The sequence below is a fragment of the uncultured Jatrophihabitans sp. genome (assembly GCF_964244045.1).
Taxonomy (GTDB): domain Bacteria; phylum Actinomycetota; class Actinomycetes; order Mycobacteriales; family Jatrophihabitantaceae; genus Jatrophihabitans.
Map to the genome: position 1 here is coordinate 25,467 of NZ_CAXTHK010000032.1, position 16,212 is coordinate 41,678.

The window sequence follows — 16,212 nt, forward strand, 5'->3', positions numbered from 1 at the left end:
CACGTGCGCGGCACGTTGGTCGGGCGCGACGCAGTGCTCGAGCTTGCCGTCTCGACCCTGGGCACCGCCGGCAGGGTACTGATCGAAGGGCCGGCCGGGATCGGTAAAACCGCCCTGCTGACGGCGCTGGTCGGGCAGGCACAGGAGCGCGGAACGGTTGTTCTGCGCTGCGCTCCGACCGAGACCGAGGCCGCGCTCCCACTCGCTGCCCTCGGTGACCTGCTGCAACCCCTCGTCGGCGACCTGGACAGCCTGCCTGCGCCACAACTGCGCGCTGCATGCTCGGCCCTGCTCCTGCAGCACGACTCTGCGCCCGTCGACGAGCGGGCACTGGCGGCGGCGGTCCGTTCGTTGCTCGATACGGTCGCCGACCGCAGTTCGACCGGCCTGCTGGTTGCGATCGACGACGCTCCCTGGCTGGACCCGCCCACCGAGCGTGCGCTTCAGTTTGCACTGCGTCGAGTGTCGCCACGGGTTCGCGTCGCAGTCGCCCGACGTACGGGCGACCGTCTTGACCCGCGTGTCCCGCTCGAGCTGGACGCTCGGTACCCGGTCGAGCGGCTGCGGCTGACGCCGCTCGGGGTCGGCCCGCTGCATCGCCTACTGGCGCAGCGCTTCGGCGTCTCGCTGAGCCGGCCAATCGTCGCGAGGCTGGCGCGGGAGTCCGGCGGCAATCCCCTCCTCGCGATCGAACTCACCCGAGCCGCGCTTCGCCTGCCTCGCATGCCCGGACCCGGCGGTGACTTCCCCGTCCCCGCGTCGATGTACGAACTGGTCGACGCCTCGCTGGGCACGTTGCGTCCCGACAGTGTCCGGGCCGCCCGCCTGGCGGCGCTGCTGTCAGCCCCGCATGTGTCGGAGCTGGCGGCCGCTGGCATTGCCGCCGACGCACTCGACGCGGTGGAGGAAGTCGGCCTGGTGACGGTGGACGACGCTGACTACGTCCGCTTCGTCCACCCGGTGTACGCGAGCGCCGTCCGGGCCAGCATCCCGCCCGGGGTCCGGCGGCGTTTCCACGAGGTGCTCGCGCGGTCGAGCACCGACCGCGACGAACGGGCACGACACCTCGCCCAGTGCGCCACCGAAGCGAACGACGAGGTTGCGCTCGAGCTCGCCGAGGCGGCCGAGCGAGCCCGCGCGCGAGGAGCCCCGGACCTGGCTGCGGACTTCTACGAGCGGGCCGGCGCGCTCACTGTCGACGGCTCCGGGGCCGTGGCCCTTCGGCTGCGAGCGCTGTACTGCCTGTTCGACTGCGGCAACTACCGTCTCGCCGCCGAGCAGGTCGACGCCGTGGCCGGCGACCTCGACGGTGACCTGCTCGCCGAAGCGTTGCTGCTGCGCGCCGCGATCGCGTTCGCCACCGACGACCTGCCACTCGCGGCGTCGACGGCGCAGCGCGCACTCGCCTCGGCGACGCCCTCGTCACGACTGGCCGGCCGGATCCACGCCCACCTCGCGGTGTTCGTCGACTTGGCGGCGCCGGCGCGCGAGCACGCCGAAGCGGCCCTCGCACTGCTCGAGAACGAGCCAGTAGCCGGCGAGCGCGACCTGCGCGGCGCCGGCGTCCTGGGTCGCACCGACCGCGCGCTGCTTGCGTCCGTGCTGATGCTGGTTTTCCTCAACGAGGTGCGCACCGGTCTTCCACCAAGGGTGGATCTGCTGGACCGTGCCCTTGCGATGGAGGACGGCAACCCCTCCTGGCTGGCCGGGACGATCCCGGCGATCTGGTGGAAGGGCACCGATCAGCATGAGCGGGCCCGGGAGCGACTGCACTGGATGCTCGAGGTTGCGATCGGCGCGGGCGACGAACCGTTGCAGCACGAGCTGATGGAACACCTCGCCGAGGCCGAGACACTTGCCGGCAACTACGAGGGGGCCGCGACGTGGATCGCCAGCGCGCGCGAGCTCGCGGCCCAGCTAGGTGCGGGTGTCGCGGCAGAACGCTGGCTGGGTGGAACACTCGACGCGCTGCGCGGGAGGCCGGACGAGGCCCGGGCGGCGGGCGAGGCCGGCCTGGCCGAGGCTGCGGTGTCGCGCGACCCGTGGCTGCATCGGATCAGCCTGCAGCTCACCGCCTTCGTAGCGTTGGCCGACGGTCGCGCGGGCGATGCCGCGGCGGCATATGCCGAGCTCAACGCGGCGATGAATGCGACCGGTCTCGCCGAACCGCTGGCGTCACGCTTCGAACCGGATTGGCTTGAGGCCTGCGTCGGCATTGGCGACCTGGTTACGGCCGAGGTCGCCCTCGACCGACTCGCCCGACGCCACGACCGCCTGCCCCGGCCGTGGACGACGCTCGCACTCGCCCGTTCGCGAGTGCTGATCGCAAGTGCGGCGGGCCAGGACACCACGCCGCTCGTCGACGCGCTGCTGGCCGCCCGTGACGCGACACCCGCAGATGTCGTGCCGTTCGACCGGGCCCGCTGTCTGCTCGTCGTGGGCCTTGCGCACCGGCGAGCACGTCGCAAGCGTGCCGCGCGTGACGCTCTGCTTGCCGCGGCTACCGAGTTCGACGCGCTCGGCGCCCCGGCCTTCGCCGCCCGCGCCCGGGCCGACGCCGACCGGACGGGAGGGCGGATCGGGACACCTGATGAGCTCTCGTCCTCAGAGCTGCGGGTCGCCGAACTCGCCGCGACCGGAGCCACGAACCGCGAAATCGCCGATGCCCTGTTCATCAGCCCCAAGACTGTCGAGGCCAACCTCGCTCGCACCTACCGCAAGCTCGCGATCGGGCGGCGGGTAGAGCTCGCGGCGGCACTCCGGGCCCGCGCGCACGCTCAGACGTAGGTAGCTCTCGAACGCCTTTCAGCTCGGTCAGGGCATGTTGGCGGCGACCGTGCGGGCGGCCGCGGTCAGACGCGCCTTGTTCTGGGCGGCGGGGTTCAACCGGACGAGGTTGATCGACACGAGGAGCCCATTCTTCAGGACGAATGCATCGTCGTCCTCCTCCAGGCACTGGTCACCGATGCCGGCGATGCTGACGAACTTGTGGTGCAGGTTGTCGCGGTCGATGTGCAGCTGCGACTTCGCGCCGTCGCCGACGAACACCTCCACCTGCGCGGTCGGGCCGGAGGTCGGGCCGACGTACTGGCACAGGGTCGGCGCTCCGGGCGCTCCGGCCTTGGTTGGTGCGTTCAACTTCGTGTTGGCCAGCTTCGTCGCGTCTGCCAACGGGAGCAGCGTGCACGGGTCCGGCAGGGCGGCGGCGGACGCAGTTGGCGCTGCCGGTACGCCGGTCAACTCGGCGTCCGTCGGCACCGGCTGGGACGCCCCTGACTGGGACGCCGGGGCGGTGACGGTGCGCGTCACCGTGACCGTGCGGGTCGCCGTCGCGCCTCCGGACGAGCAGCCCGCGACGATCAGCGTCAGGCCCAGCGTGACAGTGATGGGCAGCATGGTGCGGTGCACGGATCCTCCAGCTTTTGAGCGCGTCATTTTCGCTTCAGACAGCGTTGCGATTGCCCCGGATCCCAGATGGTGAACGGCCACCTCGGCCCTGCGGTTGGCTGTATCGGCTTCACATTGAAGATCTTCAAGAAGAAGTTGATCGCCTTAGCGATCGGTTTGGAGATCGAGTAACCGACGCCGACGACCCCGGTGATCAGCACTCTTGCGACCGAGCAACCGAGCGTGAGCGACGTCAGCGGTGGACTGCCGTCCTTGTCGAAAGCGAGCGACGCGGTAATCCCGACATACGGGCCGACGTGCAGACCGGGCACGCCGAAGCCGATGCTCAGCGAGGCGTTGAAGGCCAGCGAGATGGCGTTGACCGACACCCCGGCCGAGAAGGCGCTTTTCGACAGGCTCGTCACGGTCTTGACGGTGGGCGTGAAGGTCTTCAGGCTGCCATCGACGAACGACACGCCGATAGGTCCGTCCAACGCGTACTTGGCGTCCGATGCCAGGGTGGCCTGGCCGGCGAGCTGGATCGCCATGCTGAGGTTGAAACTCACCGACACCGAGAACGGCGTCACGGGAATCGTGAATTCGACCGGCAGCCGGAAGATCGTCCTCGGCTTGTTGCCGTCGACGTTGCGCGTCGCCGCGTTGAAGTCGAAGAAGACTGCTGCCGCGTCGTAGAGCTTGACCGAGGCGTCGAGCAGGTGTGAGCCGCCGATCGTCACCGACGCCTGGATCTGCGGGTGGCCGACGTCGAGTCCGAGATCGCCGTGCATCCTGCCGTTGTTGCCCTGGTAATCCACCAGGACGTGAATTGGCGAACAGCAGCTCGGGGTCAGCTTGACGTCGCCCTCGTTGATGGGCGTCGGCTGGCTGGTCGGTTGCGGCAGGGTGACGCCGACCGAGCCGGCCGCCCCTCCCTCGGACGGCAGACCGGACGGTACGTCGTGCGGGATCTGCGACAGGTGCGGTGTGGGCGGCTTCTTCTCACCGGCCCCGGTCAGGCTGTGCTCGCGAACGGAGTGCGGTCCGGCCTGGGCGTCGGTGTCCGGGATCTGTCGGGCCGTCGGATCCGACGGGAAGGTGTAGGCGAGCGGATTGTCGACCGCGATCGGTGTCGTCGTGGTGAACTTTCCGTCCTTGATCACGTCGGTCAGTGCGACCGGCCCGAGGACGACCTGCCGCCCGCCGCCCGCGACGTTCTTGATCGCGAGGACCCGGCCCGTCGCGAGCGTGGTCGCCATCATGACCGAACCGACCCGCAGCTTGCCCGCGCCGGGCGCCGAGTCGTCGACGGTCCACACGTACCCGCTGCCGTCAGCGGACTGGATCGACGACGCCCCGCCGCCGAGCACGACCACGTCGGACTGGTAGGTGACGCCCGGAATGCGCCCGATGGTGGTGCCGTAGTGCCGTTGCGCTCCGGTGGGCGTGGCGGCCGGTCGGAGCTGGACGACGCGACCGCTGTGTCCGCCGTCGGTTTTCACGGCGCGCGAGGACGAGGGATGCCCCTGGCCGCCGGTACAGCCCGCCAGCATCACCACCGCGGTCACCACGGGCACCAGCAGCTTTGGCAAACGCGCACAGCGTCGGCGCAGCGTCGCTCGGTTGTCGACCACGTCAGAAAGTTAGGTCTACGGGAGCCCCGATGAATCGGGCGTTTCCCTACGCGGGTCGCCCCGGCTGCAACTCAACCGACGCCGCGGCAAACGTAGGGAACCGACTGATTCGTCAAAGGTGTGGCTCGACCTAGCTTGACTTCGTGACCACGAGATCAACACGAACCATGTCCACCACCCAGCCCTGCGCGTTGGCGGTGCTGGCGGCCGCTGCGGTTGTACTGACCGCCTGCAGCAGCAGCGGCTCGAGCGGCAGCTCCGCGGCCCAGGCCCAGTACTCCAAGATCAAGGCCGCGACCGCGCCGAGCCCGACGTCGTCCGCCCCGGCAGGCCCGTCGATCGACCTCGCCGCCCTGCACCCTTGCTCCCTGCTCACCCCGGCCGACGCGAACCGCGTCGGGCACGCCGAGGGGTTCGACCAGCTCCAGGACGCGTCCACGGTCTACAAGCTGACGGCGACCTTGCAGTCCGGCACTGATCCGAGCTGCAAGTTCGGGATCGCCGACGGCGTCGAGGAGGGCGTCGCCACCTTCCGCTTCCAGCCGGCGGCATCGTTCCATGTGGGTCCGAACGACACGAGGACCACCGGACTCGGCGATGAGGCGTACGACGACGGCGACGACCCGGTGGTTCGGGTGGGCAACGTGACGATCTCCGCCACCGACAACTCGTTCCCCGACAGCTTCACCGTCGCCCTCATACGCGCAATGATCCCGAAGCTGAAGTAGGGCGGGTGACGGGCCAACTGTTCGTCGTCGAGCGGTACGACGACACAGGGACCCCCGGGCGGGCGCAGCCACTGCCCGCGGTGCCGGCGGACGTGCACGTTGTCTGCGCTGTGGTCGTCCCTGCCGACGACGTCGTTCTCGCCCTCGTCGAGGCCGATGATGAGCCGACGGTGACCGCGGCCTTGGCGAAGGCAGGCTGGCGCGTCGACCGCATCACGCCCGCGATCTGGGCGCAGGCAGACGGCGCGACGGCGCAGTAAGAAGTGAATTCAGGGCTTGTTCTCCGGTGCCCGTGGAGGCGCGGCTGCTGCTTGTGCCTGCCGTGCTCGCACCCCGACAGGACGCGGCTCGGATGCACTTGCCTGTTTGCACGCTGTGGTCGCCGACGCTCAGCTCAAGGTGTCCTAGACCTGGATGATCTACGCGAGGACAGCGGCGAGTTAGAGCTGGTCGACGCCACCACCGGTGAGGTCCTCGACGTCGTCTCGGCACCGATGGCGTCGTGCCCGAAAACGGCTCGTGCTTCCGGGGCGAGACTTACCAAAACCGCGTTCGCCGGCGAAGGCCCGATGCTGCGCCACATCCCGTACCCGCGCGCCGCAGACCAACGGCGTCATTGAACAATTCGTCGGCCCGCTGAGCACGGGCACCAGTTCACGCACCGATAGACGACCGCAGTGCGCTGGCCACGGAGACCGCCCGGTTCCGCGACATCTACAACCGCATCCGACCCCACCAGGCCCTCGACGACAAGGACACCTCGCCAGGCCTGTCTCGGCGCGTAAGTTACCGCCCCGCTTGGCGCACCCGTGCGGGAATCCTCCGGGCAGGGCTAACGGGACACCAGATCATCAGCGAGCTGGTTACGACCGAAGGGGTCGCTCTCGTCCTGATGACGGGTCCGCTTGTGACACAAGCCGTCCCTGCCACTACTTGACGCAAGACATATTCGGTCGAGCGGGTCACGCCGGCGGCGTCACCCGCGTGTAGGTGCGGCGATGGCATAGCAAGGGTTCGCGGGTGGTGTCGGCACCTCGGCCGAGGTGGGGCGCGGACGTGGCCGCGCGGAGTCGTCGGCGTCGCGTGCAGGCATCGAAACGCTCCCTGGGTCGCCGGTGCGGACCGCGGCGCCGGCCCGGGGCCGCGTCGAGCCGCGCGGGACGCATCTTAGGCACGAAAGCGCGTCGGCGGGGCGCGTCGTGACCCGCGGAGCACGGGATACTCGGACGGTGCTGCCGCCCGCTCGATCTCCCCTCCATGTCGGCTAGCTCCCGCTGGAGCGGGGTCGGCGCGGCCTACCGGCGCTCCTTCGCCACGCTCTGTGCAGGCACCGTTGACGTGCTGCTCGCCGACACGTTCGGGCCGGATCACCTCGACGTCGGTTGCGGCACCGGGACGCTGGCGTGTGCGGCGGCGGCAGCGGGCCGGTCGGTGGTGGCGGTCGACGCAGATCCGGACATGGTTGAGCTCACCCGCGGTCAGGCACCCGAAGCGCACGTCGAGCAGATGTCGCTGCCCGAGCTCGGCCTGCCGTCCGCCGCCTACGACGCCGTCACCGCCAATATCGTCATCAACCACCTGCCGGATCCGCGCGCTGCCGTGCGTGAGCTGGCCAGGGTCGTCCGGCCGGGTGGTCGGGTGGCGATAACCACGTGGACCGGGAGGCGCACCGCCCAGGCTGTGCTGTTCTCCGAGTCGTTGACCGCAGCCGGCGCGGTGCCGGTGTCCGGCCAGCGGCTACCCGCCGAAGTCGACTTCGACCGGTCGCCGACGGGGCTCGAGGCGTTGACTGCCGCGGCCGGCCTGACCACTGTCGTCGCCCGAGAACTGGAGTGGGTGTGGACCGTTGCCTGGGACGACCTGTGGGCGGCTGTGAGCAGCGGAGTCGCGTCGATCGGTGAGACCTACCTGGCCCAGGACGTGGCGACGCAGGCGCGCATCGAGGTCGAGATGCGAGAGCGCGCTCGGGCGCTTGAGGTCGACGGCGTCGTTCGGCTGCCCAGCGTGGCTGCGTACATGGTCGCCTCCCTGGCACTCTGACATCGCGGTCAGTCGATCTCCACCGCCGTACAAACGGGGGTGCCGAGCGGCGGCCGGTGCCGAGGCGCGGGCTATCTTCTGTGCGTGATTCGACCCGGGTCGGCGCGGACCCGTCCGCGATTCGACCTGCGCCGTCCCGTGACCCGCCCGGTGGTGGCCGCGATGCTGATGCTGACGGTGCTGTGGCCGTGTCGCCGGCTGTTGAACGGCACCGAGGTGTTGGACCTCAAGGTGTACCTGGCCGGCGGTCGCGCGGTGCTGCACGGTCACGACCTGTACTCGTCCGATGTCGGCGTGCGGCAGTACGGCTTCACCTACCCGCCGTTCGCGGCCCTGCTGTTCGCGGGTCCGTCGCTGCTGCCGCTCGGCCTCGACATCGTGCTGATGACCCTGCTGTCGCTCGGCTCGCTCACCGTGCTCATCGGCCTCTCGGACGGCGACCTGCTGCGCCGCCTGAGCCGGACGCCGACAGTGGCGACGCTGGTGCTCGTCGTGGCGCTGGTCGGATGCCAGCCGGTCCGCACCACCCTGTGGAACGGGCAGGTCGACCTGCTGCTCGCGGCGATGGTCATGGTCGATCTCGTCGGACGTCGCGGAGCCCGCGGTGAAGGTGTCCTCGTCGGGCTCGCCGCCGCGATCAAGCTGACCCCGGCGATCTTCGTCGGCTACCTGCTGCTGCGCCGACGGTTCCGAGCCGCGGGGACTGCGGCCGTGACGTTCGCCGTCGTTACCGGCGGGTCGTGGCTGCTGCTGCCGCACTCCTCGACGAAGTACTGGACCGACAGCTTGTCCGGGGCACCGGGCTGGGTGACATCACCCGCGCCAGCAACCAGTCGGTGCTCGGTGTCGCCGAACGGCTCACCAGCTCAGGCGTCGCGAAGCCGCTCTGGGCAGCGCTCGTCGTTCCGATCCTCGTCGTGGGTCTGGGCATCGCGGTGCGGATCTCGGCCGACGGCCGGGAGCCGTTCGCGGTGTCGATCGTCGGTATCACCGGGTGCCTGGTCTCGCCGGTGTCGTGGTCGCACCACTGGGTCTGGTTCGTGCCCTGGATCGCCGGGCTGGCTGCCGCCCCGCTGGGCTCGCGCGCGCGGGCCGCGGCCGTCTTCTTCACCGCCTACCTGGTGATCATCAACCTCGTCACGCAGGGGATGATTCACCGGTTCACCGTCTTCCGGGTGCCCGTGCAGAGCTCGTACCCGCTGGCGGCCGTCGTCGCGGCCCTGTTCGTCCTCGCCTCGATCCGGGCGCGCGCGACCGGCGACGAGCTGTGACGGCGTTCGTCACCGACGAGTCGACGATCAGCACGCGGTGTGCCCGGGTGGCGGCGTCCTCGTCAGGGCCGACCGCGCCAGGCGCCACCACACTGCGGCCGCGCTGCCCCAGCTGTCGATCCTCATCTGGTGACGCGTGACAGCCGAACTCCGGTGACTCCGTTTAGGTGCGACGTGCCGAGCTAGACCCGCTGCTCGTCGGCGTCGACCTCGCGGTCGGCAACGTCGAGCATGATGAGCAGCCCAGTTTCCAACTCGCCAGCCGCCGTTGTGTCATCCCGCGGCAGGTCGTGGCGAAACCACTTCGGACTCTTCCGAACCGGACGGAGCCGCTCGCTGCCAGGCACCGGCACCCAGCTTCGGCCACCCGCGAACTCGCGGCGGTAGGCGCAGGTCGCCACATCGATTTGGCGCACGACTCCGCGGGTGGTCGGGAGGTTATCCGGCACGGAGCCGTGGTGATCCTCGACGAGGTAGCCGCGCAACTGAAACGGGGCGGTGCGGACGGTGCCGCCGTCCCACCAGGCCGCCAACGCCCCCGCCTGCAGAACCACGCCAGAGTCCGCGACAACTGCGCCGGAGCGTGGCAGCGCCGTCGCCTCCATGAACGTGACCTCACGGACCGCGAAGTCGGACTCCGGCTGTGGCGAGAGCCAGGACAGCTGCCATTCCACGACGTCACCCACCGACGGCGGCGTCCCGCAACACTCGATTTGCCAAGACGCCACTTGCACCGGCCACAGCGACACCACGCCAGTATGGAGCAACGCGGAACTGTCAATCGGGGTTGGTCAACGACTGCTGGATACGTCCCGTTCGACGGCTCGCCGACGCCCGGCTCAACGACTGGACCACGGCTCGGCGGCCGGCTGTCGAACGTGGTCGCCGGATCTCGCAAGAGGATCCGGTTACGGGGCTGAGCGACCGGCTGCCGATAGAAGCTGGCCAGAGCCGGCAGCATCCGCTGGCGGGTCCGCTTGCGACTTCACGCCTGCAGAGAGTCCCGCCGTCCAATCTCTCCTCGACCATAAGGTTCGAGCAGATGGCGACCTAAAGAGGTCATGGTGGCCGAAGTCGACAACGGACATGAGCGGTTCAAGCAACCGTTCGAAAGCACCTACCCGTTGCTCCTCCGGTACGTCGCCCGGCGCGTACCTGCCGACCATGCACATGATTTGGTCGCGGACGTATTTCTGTTGGCTTGGACGAAGCTCGACGAGGTTCCGGTTCCCGAATTGCCATGGCTCTATAGAGCGGCGTGGAACGCGGTGGGTAACTATCGCCGCAGCGCCCGACGGAGGTCTGGGCTGAGGGGTCGCCTGGCGGAAGATGCCAGGACAACATCGGGACCAAGGGATCCGAGCGAGCTGATCACGTCGGTCGATCGAGCTCGTTCAGCGATGGCCCGCCTGCGCGGCAAAGACTTAGAGGTCATCCGACTCCTGTGCTGGGAACAGGTCACGCTGAGTGACGCAGCGCTCGTGCTGGGCTGTTCCGAATCCGCAGTAACCGTTCGCCTGCATCGTGCTCGCCGCAGGCTCGCCGCCGATCTGCAAGTCGCCGACCGAGCCGACGACCAACCTCACCCTGCCACTTCGGGCGTAACAGTGGAGCGCACTCAGTGAACATTCAAGACGACGCCGTATTGGGCCGAATCGCCTCCACCAATCCGATGCCGGCCCACGACTCGCAGGACACCTTGGACCCCGTGGCACTGGCAATGCGGGACGACATACTGAGCCACGCTTCCGATCTCGGAAGGACGGTCAGCAGGTCGCGCTTCGGTCTGGCTCGTCGAAAGAAGGTCGCGGTAGGTACGGGCGCACTCGGGTTTCTGATCGCTGGCGGGGTGGCCGTCGCGCTGGGGGTGACCCCACCCGGGGTGATCCGGGCTATTCACTCCGTCAGCGCTCCTGACGCGAAGGTCACCGACGTGCGCATGCTCGTCGAGCACGTCAGCGCCAATGGCATCAGGGACCAGGTCTGGATAGCGAGAAATTCAGCCGGCCAGACCTGCCAAGACGTTCGCACAGTAGGTCCAGACGGGCAGGAGGACGGCGCTGTGGGGTGCGAGTCGAAACGCCCTGCCAACTATCCGAAACCACCGACGGAAAAATTCAGCGGTGGTCTCAGCGCAGCTGGCCGGCCCTGGCCGTCGCTCACTTATGAGGTGGTCGCCCACACCACCCTGCCGGCCATCACCCGCATCGATCTCGTTTACCCGGACGGACAGAGCTACGCACTCACCGTGAACCCCGCCAACGGCTGGGCCATCGGAGTCGTACCCCCCAAGGTCACATCGATGTCGAGCACGCTCGTCGGCCGCGATAAGCGCGGTGCGATCGTCGCGATCAAGCGATTAGCACCGACCAGCGGATAGAGAAGCGAATGTGCTTGCCGCGAGCAGTTACGCGTGACGCCCGGTCGCGGATCGGCCTGTCCCGACCGGCGGTCGGGACACACGTCGGCGTTAGGCGTAGTAGCTGATGTTGGGGCCGGAGGCGAGCAGTCCGTCCCCGAGCGGGTAGATCCGACCTGTTGGTGTCACCGGCTGCGGGTATCGGCTCGCGGGAAGGCCATTGGTGGTGTCGAGTCGGACGGCGCTGCGAGTGCCGGTGACGAACAGTCGCGCGCCGGCGAGGCTGATCGATACGTTGGGGTCGGTGACGGTGTCAGGCGGGGAGACGGTCGGGGGGCCGGCTGTGCGGGCGTGCCAGGCGAAGGTGGATTCGCCGGCGCGGAGCGCGTAGGTCGTTCCGCCGACCCAGATCAGGTCGGCATCGCTGGTCGGGGTGTCCGACACCGGTTCGGCGAGATCGCGTCCGGGTTGCAGTGCGATTGTATGTTCGGTCGAGCCGGTCCGGGAGTTCAGGATCGCGAGCCGGCCGGCGAGGGGCTCGAGGGCGGTGACGGAGTTGCTGGCTGTCGCGGGGATCAGTGCTGCTGTCGGGATGTCCCAGGTGACGAAGTCGGGGTTCGCCGCGGGCCCTTTCGCCGCGCCGTTGGATTCATCGCGGGCCGCAGCAGCAGTTGGGAGCCGTTGCGGCAATGCGTCAGCCCAGCACATCGTTGGCCGCGGCAGGTCTGGCTGATCAACGCTCCGCTCTGTCCGAGCACGGCGTTGCTGATGGTGCAGCCCGGGTGATTGAACACCCAGTAGTCCACGCCTCCGGTGTCGTTACCGGCGTACTGGTTGCCCGAGGCCGAAATGGCGTAGATCGCTGTGTCGGACACGAACATGAGTTCCTGGCCCAGCACCTGGTATCTGGCGGTGCCGATGAACGGGACTCCGTCCTCGTCAAGGGTCCGTGTCCATCGCCGCTGACCTGTTTGGGCGTCGAGGGCGGTGAGTTCGTCGCAATTTCCGGACAACCGATACAGGGCCACGGCGACGCCGCCGGCCTGGATCGCGGCACACATCGAGCGATCGGAGCGGGTGTAGGACCAGCGGACGTGGCCGGTGAGTGCATCGCGCCCGCGCATCGTGTGAGAGCTGTAGGTGACGACGATGCCGCCCGCGATCGGGACGCCCAAGGCAGCGGTGTCGCTGCTCGTCCATTGGCGTTGAGGGGCGGGCGTGGTGGCTTCCGGGCGCACCGGAGCCGGTGCGCGTGCAGCCGTCCTCAACGTGGTGTTGTTGGCCTCGCCGCGGGAGTAGGCGACAGCGACGAGGGCGGCGAGCACGGCAACGGCGACAGTGATGGCCGCCGCGTAGACGATGCGGGGCTTGCGCTGCGCGGCCCGGTAACGCGCAAGAGCTGCGGCCGACTCGTCCTCGGAGCCGTGTCCTTCGGGCGGCACAGCGCTCTTCGCTTGATGCATTGATCAAGCCTCGCATCCTCCGGCGCACGGTCCAATCCCCAAGCAGCGTGCCGAATTGCATTGCCTCGGTCGAGTCCAACCGCGGTCGGCAGGCAAGACTTGAATCCCTTCCTCGGGCTGACTCTCGACCCAGGGCGATCGTGCCCGCAGCGGGAACCGAACGACGGGTCCGCCACGTCATAATGCTGAAGACCTCAGGGAGGATGTTGTGCGACGTCGAAAGGTCGGATCCCGCAGGAAGTCGGTCGCGCTCATCGCGGCCTCGGTCGCGGCGCTCGCACTCACTGCGACCGCGTGCAGTTCGGCCCCGGACACCGTGTCCTCACACCCTGGTAAGTCAGCATCCAACACCCGCACCGAGCCCCGGAACGAGCCCAGCCGCACCGCGACTCGCGCTCTGGCGACCCACTACCCATCCGTCAGTGGAAAGGTCGAGATCTACGTCCAGGTGCCTTCCGCCCGGGTCGCGTCTGACGAGCGGGACTTCATCGCCAGCGTCGTACTCGTCAATGGCCTCGGCCACACGTTCCCAGTTCCAGGAAAATGTAGTGGCTGGCTCGCCGCGGGACTTGCCTCGGCGGCGATCCCCTTCGACCCGGCGTATTCGACCGTCGGTTGCGCCAACGACACGATCCACCCGGGAATTACGCGATTGTCGCGCACCGTCGAGACGACCTACCGGTCCTGCTCTCAGGACCCGCACGCCGGGGTGACCGCAGGCTTTCCTGCCTGTATCGGTATCAATCACGACCAGATGCCGCGATTGCCCCTGGGTAGGTATGGCCTGCACCTGGACACGAGCAACATTCGTCACGCTGTGATCTCAGCCCCGGTCGCCATCACCCTGATCAAGCCGTAGGGGCCGAGCCGCAGAACAGCCAGAAAGACCTTCACGACGATGATGTCCGATGTTCGGGTGAACAAACCGGTGGCCTACGTAGTCCGAATGTTCGAAGGTGGGTGTTGTGAGCGGTTTGGGCAACAAAACCGGCGGCAGTTGTGTCTGGGTAAGCGTGGGAGGGACGCAGCGATGACGGCTGGGTCGAGGACGCGCGCGGGAGCGACGTTCTTGGTCTGGCGGCCGCGGTCCTTGTGTCAGGTTGCGCGGGCAGGGGCGAGGTGACGGTCGGCCACGCCTCATCGACTACTCCGGTGGCGACGCCGTTGTCGACAACGGTGCGGCCGAGGTCGAAGCCGCTGGAGCCCACGGTGCGCTCTGCGCCGCTTCCATGCCGGACGCGGGGCAGCGGCTTTGAGTTATCGCTTGCCGAGGGGTTCCGAGGTGCCCAGATCCGGTGGGGGCTGCTCAATTGTTCGTTCGTCGCGGCGCAGTGGCGGGGTTTGGGACGAAGTCGTCGGTGTGGGTGGCGGCTGACCCCGGGAAGGTCGGTCGCGGTGAGGCGACGCTCGTCGACGGCTCGGCTTCGCTGCATGCGGTGCGGCTGCTAAATGGGACGTGGGCAATCGACAGCGGTGCGCGCTGCGTGTGATGCGGGCAGCTGAGTAGCTCAGCTTTGCGTCATGGCGGCTGCTCGCCGAAGAGTCGGACTCCGTCGTCGCGGGTGGCGGACCGAGTGCGCGTCAGACACGATGGCAGCGTGGTACCAAGACCGTCGGGCCAGTGGTGTGCCGATGACGATTCTTGCTCGCGGTGTCGCCGTAGGAGGCGCCTCGTGGCTCCTTGGATGTATCGGGTGACGCGGACGACCTGCACACCATCGTCGAGCTTTCGCTTCCCGACGGACGAACACCATGGGGATCGGGCTGCGCAGGGCCGGCCATCGAACCGGGCCATCGTGTCAACGTCTGCACCGGCTCGAGCGATGATGCGCCTGCCATCTGTATCGCTCGGGTTACAGCCGACGTCCGAGCAGTAGTCATCACGCTATCGGACGGGACCCGGGAGGACCTCGTCCTGTATGGCGATCCGGATCGGCTGGGCGCGCGAGTGGCCGTGTTGGTTCACTCACGCGAACTGGACATCCACCGTGTGGACCTCATCGGCCGCGACGGTTCAGCCCTCGCCGATCAGACGTAGCCCGTCACCCGAGTGAGCAGCTGCCGCACACTGCGCAGACTTCACTGTCCTGCTGGCGGATCGTCTACCGGAATGTCATCGCTGATTCGGCTGGCGCTCGATCCATCGGGCTAGTAGGCGTCCGTCACTCCGGCAGCTCGGAGGCTGAGGTAGGCCGCGTGCGCCATATTGTGCGCACCCATGTCGTCTTCCTTGAACACCGCGTCAGCAGCATGCCGAACGCACAGCGCAAGCTGATCGACGACGAAGTAGGCACGATGGTGCGCCAGACGGCACCACTGGCACTGGCCAGACTGTTCGGTCGATGCGATCGGGACCAGGTGCCGAGCAGCCTCGGCGTGATCGGGGCAGACGCTCCGGCCGTCACAGACAGCCGTCGCGTCCACAAGGTGCTCGTGCCTTGCGTGCTCGACGCAAAACATGCCATGGACCATGGGGACACCATAGGGACAACCGGCAGCCGATTCCCCGCTGCTGGGATCTCGAGGGTCGGTTCACTGCACTTGCAGGTGGTGGCGGGCTGACGGCAGGTACTTCCGAACGCGATTCCAGTCGTCCTACGAGTGCCGGCGAAGGATCGCTTGCGTGCAGGTGGTGACGATCGCTCCTGGATCGTTCGCTACCACGGGGAGGAGCGCATTCGGGAACGGCAACGCCCGAGGCTCATGAGGCAACGAGCCAATCCGCCCTGGCGAGCAACTCGTCAAACGTCGCGATCTCAGGGTCGACGAGCTGACGACGGTACAACTCGAACGAGCGGACCTTATCAACGTGATGGCCACCCGAGGCACCAACGAACTCGTCTAGGCGGCCGACGACTAGGTACGACTTCGGCCGAAGTAGATAGCCAAATTCACCAAGTCGCTCAGCACCGTCCTTATCCAGAAGCGCAAGGCGTTCGCCGATGGCTGTTGATGCGCGGTGGATGGTCCCCTGGGCCTGCGACACGCCGCCCGAAACGTGGGTTGACGGAGCCCAGCAGCCATCGCGGTACTCGGTACTAAGCAGCGGCGTCTGGTGTGTCTTGAACTCGGCAAACACCATGGAGCGTATTCGCCCCGATGTTGCGAGCAGCGCGTCCGCGCGCTTGCCGACCCCGGCTACGGTGCGCCCAGCGACGATCTTTTCGAGCTTCTCGTCGTCCCAGCTGGTCAGCAGTTGACCGTTGAGGCTCAGACCCAGGATCCATGGATTGGCCTCGAAGAAGTTCTGCCAGACGCCCTCCTTCTTGCTGCCGGGGATCTCGGCTACGGCTTGAGCGAACGCGTCATCGTCTTCGAGCAACTCGTGGAAGC

The 16,212-nt window shown here is 68.0% G+C and carries 16 protein-coding genes; 10 read left to right on the plus strand and 6 right to left on the minus strand.

Annotation, left to right across the window (positions count from 1 at the left end):
- The first annotated feature begins 3 nt into the window (after positions 1-3).
- Entirely contained in the window at positions 4-2,787 is a 2,784-nt protein-coding gene (locus ACFFC4_RS18605) for an AAA family ATPase (RefSeq protein ID WP_375503627.1), read from the plus strand.
- 27 nt (positions 2,788-2,814) lie between these two features.
- Here the strand turns inward: ACFFC4_RS18605 and ACFFC4_RS18610 are convergent, their stop codons facing one another.
- Both ACFFC4_RS18610 and ACFFC4_RS18615 read right to left on the minus strand, forming a co-directional pair.
- Positions 2,815-3,408: a hypothetical protein gene (locus tag ACFFC4_RS18610; RefSeq protein WP_375503629.1), complete on the minus strand. Its 594-nt coding sequence runs from the start codon at positions 3,406-3,408 to the stop codon at positions 2,815-2,817.
- Positions 3,409-3,431: 23 nt separating this feature from the next.
- Positions 3,432-4,976, minus strand: coding sequence for a hypothetical protein (locus tag ACFFC4_RS18615; RefSeq protein ID WP_375503631.1), 1,545 nt, complete (start codon positions 4,974-4,976; stop codon positions 3,432-3,434).
- Positions 4,977-5,185: 209 nt separating this feature from the next.
- On the opposite strand from ACFFC4_RS18615, the gene ACFFC4_RS18620 reads away from it, so the two are divergent.
- The 5 genes from ACFFC4_RS18620 (at position 5,186) to ACFFC4_RS18640 (ending at position 9,057) form a co-directional block, all read left to right on the plus strand.
- Entirely contained in the window at positions 5,186-5,746 is a 561-nt protein-coding gene (locus ACFFC4_RS18620; protein WP_375503633.1) for a hypothetical protein, read from the plus strand.
- A 5-nt stretch (positions 5,747-5,751) separates the two neighbouring features.
- Positions 5,752-6,006 carry a hypothetical protein gene (locus ACFFC4_RS18625; RefSeq protein ID WP_375503635.1) on the plus strand — a complete coding sequence of 85 codons (255 nt, stop codon included), beginning with the start codon at positions 5,752-5,754 and terminating at the stop codon, positions 6,004-6,006.
- A 997-nt stretch (positions 6,007-7,003) separates the two neighbouring features.
- On the plus strand, positions 7,004-7,786 hold the full coding sequence (locus ACFFC4_RS18630; protein WP_375503637.1) for a class I SAM-dependent methyltransferase: 783 nt from the start codon (positions 7,004-7,006) through the stop codon (positions 7,784-7,786).
- A gap of 168 nt (positions 7,787-7,954) precedes the next feature.
- Positions 7,955-8,911, plus strand: coding sequence for a glycosyltransferase family 87 protein (locus ACFFC4_RS18635; RefSeq protein ID WP_375503655.1), 957 nt, complete (start codon positions 7,955-7,957; stop codon positions 8,909-8,911).
- The gene (locus ACFFC4_RS18640; protein ID WP_375503639.1) at positions 8,908-9,057 is read left to right on the plus strand and encodes a hypothetical protein; all 150 of its coding nucleotides are present in this window, start codon (positions 8,908-8,910) and stop codon (positions 9,055-9,057) included. Before ACFFC4_RS18635 ends, ACFFC4_RS18640 begins: the two co-directional genes overlap by 4 nt.
- A gap of 182 nt (positions 9,058-9,239) precedes the next feature.
- On the opposite strand, the gene ACFFC4_RS18645 is transcribed toward ACFFC4_RS18640, so the two are convergent.
- Positions 9,240-9,809 (minus strand): DUF6578 domain-containing protein, encoded by a 570-nt coding sequence (locus tag ACFFC4_RS18645; RefSeq protein ID WP_375503641.1) that lies wholly within the window; start codon positions 9,807-9,809, stop codon positions 9,240-9,242.
- A gap of 309 nt (positions 9,810-10,118) precedes the next feature.
- On the opposite strand from ACFFC4_RS18645, the gene ACFFC4_RS18650 reads away from it, so the two are divergent.
- Positions 10,119-10,682 carry an RNA polymerase sigma factor gene (locus ACFFC4_RS18650; RefSeq protein WP_375503643.1) on the plus strand — a complete coding sequence of 188 codons (564 nt, stop codon included), beginning with the start codon at positions 10,119-10,121 and terminating at the stop codon, positions 10,680-10,682.
- A 314-nt stretch (positions 10,683-10,996) separates the two neighbouring features.
- A complete protein-coding gene (locus ACFFC4_RS18655; protein ID WP_375503645.1) occupies positions 10,997-11,437 on the plus strand; it encodes a hypothetical protein in 441 nt (146 codons plus the stop codon).
- Positions 11,438-11,527: 90 nt separating this feature from the next.
- Here the strand turns inward: ACFFC4_RS18655 and ACFFC4_RS18660 are convergent, their stop codons facing one another.
- Complete coding sequence (locus tag ACFFC4_RS18660) at positions 11,528-12,106, minus strand: hypothetical protein (RefSeq protein ID WP_375503657.1); 579 nt, start codon at positions 12,104-12,106, stop codon at positions 11,528-11,530.
- On the minus strand, positions 11,992-12,879 hold the full coding sequence (locus ACFFC4_RS18665) for a PQQ-binding-like beta-propeller repeat protein (protein WP_375503647.1): 888 nt from the start codon (positions 12,877-12,879) through the stop codon (positions 11,992-11,994). The genes ACFFC4_RS18660 and ACFFC4_RS18665 overlap by 115 nt, the downstream gene beginning before the upstream one ends.
- Positions 12,880-13,327: 448 nt before the next feature.
- Here ACFFC4_RS18665 and ACFFC4_RS18670 point away from each other — a divergent pair, with 448 nt between their 5' ends.
- A complete protein-coding gene (locus ACFFC4_RS18670) occupies positions 13,328-13,738 on the plus strand; it encodes a hypothetical protein (RefSeq protein WP_375503649.1) in 411 nt (136 codons plus the stop codon).
- A gap of 1,337 nt (positions 13,739-15,075) precedes the next feature.
- A complete protein-coding gene (locus ACFFC4_RS18675) occupies positions 15,076-15,441 on the plus strand; it encodes a hypothetical protein (protein ID WP_375503651.1) in 366 nt (121 codons plus the stop codon).
- 139 nt (positions 15,442-15,580) lie between these two features.
- Here the strand turns inward: ACFFC4_RS18675 and ACFFC4_RS18680 are convergent.
- The coding region (locus ACFFC4_RS18680; RefSeq protein ID WP_375503653.1) for a Shedu immune nuclease family protein at positions 15,581-16,212 on the minus strand (632 nt) is incomplete at its 5' end.

Excerpts from the sequence above, each read along its gene's own strand:
- ACFFC4_RS18620 (WP_375503633.1), top strand. The coding sequence starts at position 5,186 with ATGTCCACCACCCAGCCCTGCGCGTTGGCGGTGCTGGCGGCCGCTGCG.
- ACFFC4_RS18630 (WP_375503637.1), top strand. The coding sequence starts at position 7,004 with ATGTCGGCTAGCTCCCGCTGGAGCGGGGTCGGCGCGGCCTACCGGCGC.
- ACFFC4_RS18635 (WP_375503655.1), top strand. The coding sequence starts at position 7,955 with ATGCTGACGGTGCTGTGGCCGTGTCGCCGGCTGTTGAACGGCACCGAG.
- ACFFC4_RS18650 (WP_375503643.1), top strand. The coding sequence starts at position 10,119 with ATGGTGGCCGAAGTCGACAACGGACATGAGCGGTTCAAGCAACCGTTC.
- ACFFC4_RS18655 (WP_375503645.1), top strand. The coding sequence starts at position 10,997 with ATGCTCGTCGAGCACGTCAGCGCCAATGGCATCAGGGACCAGGTCTGG.
- ACFFC4_RS18665 (WP_375503647.1), bottom strand. The coding sequence starts at position 12,879 with ATGCATCAAGCGAAGAGCGCTGTGCCGCCCGAAGGACACGGCTCCGAG.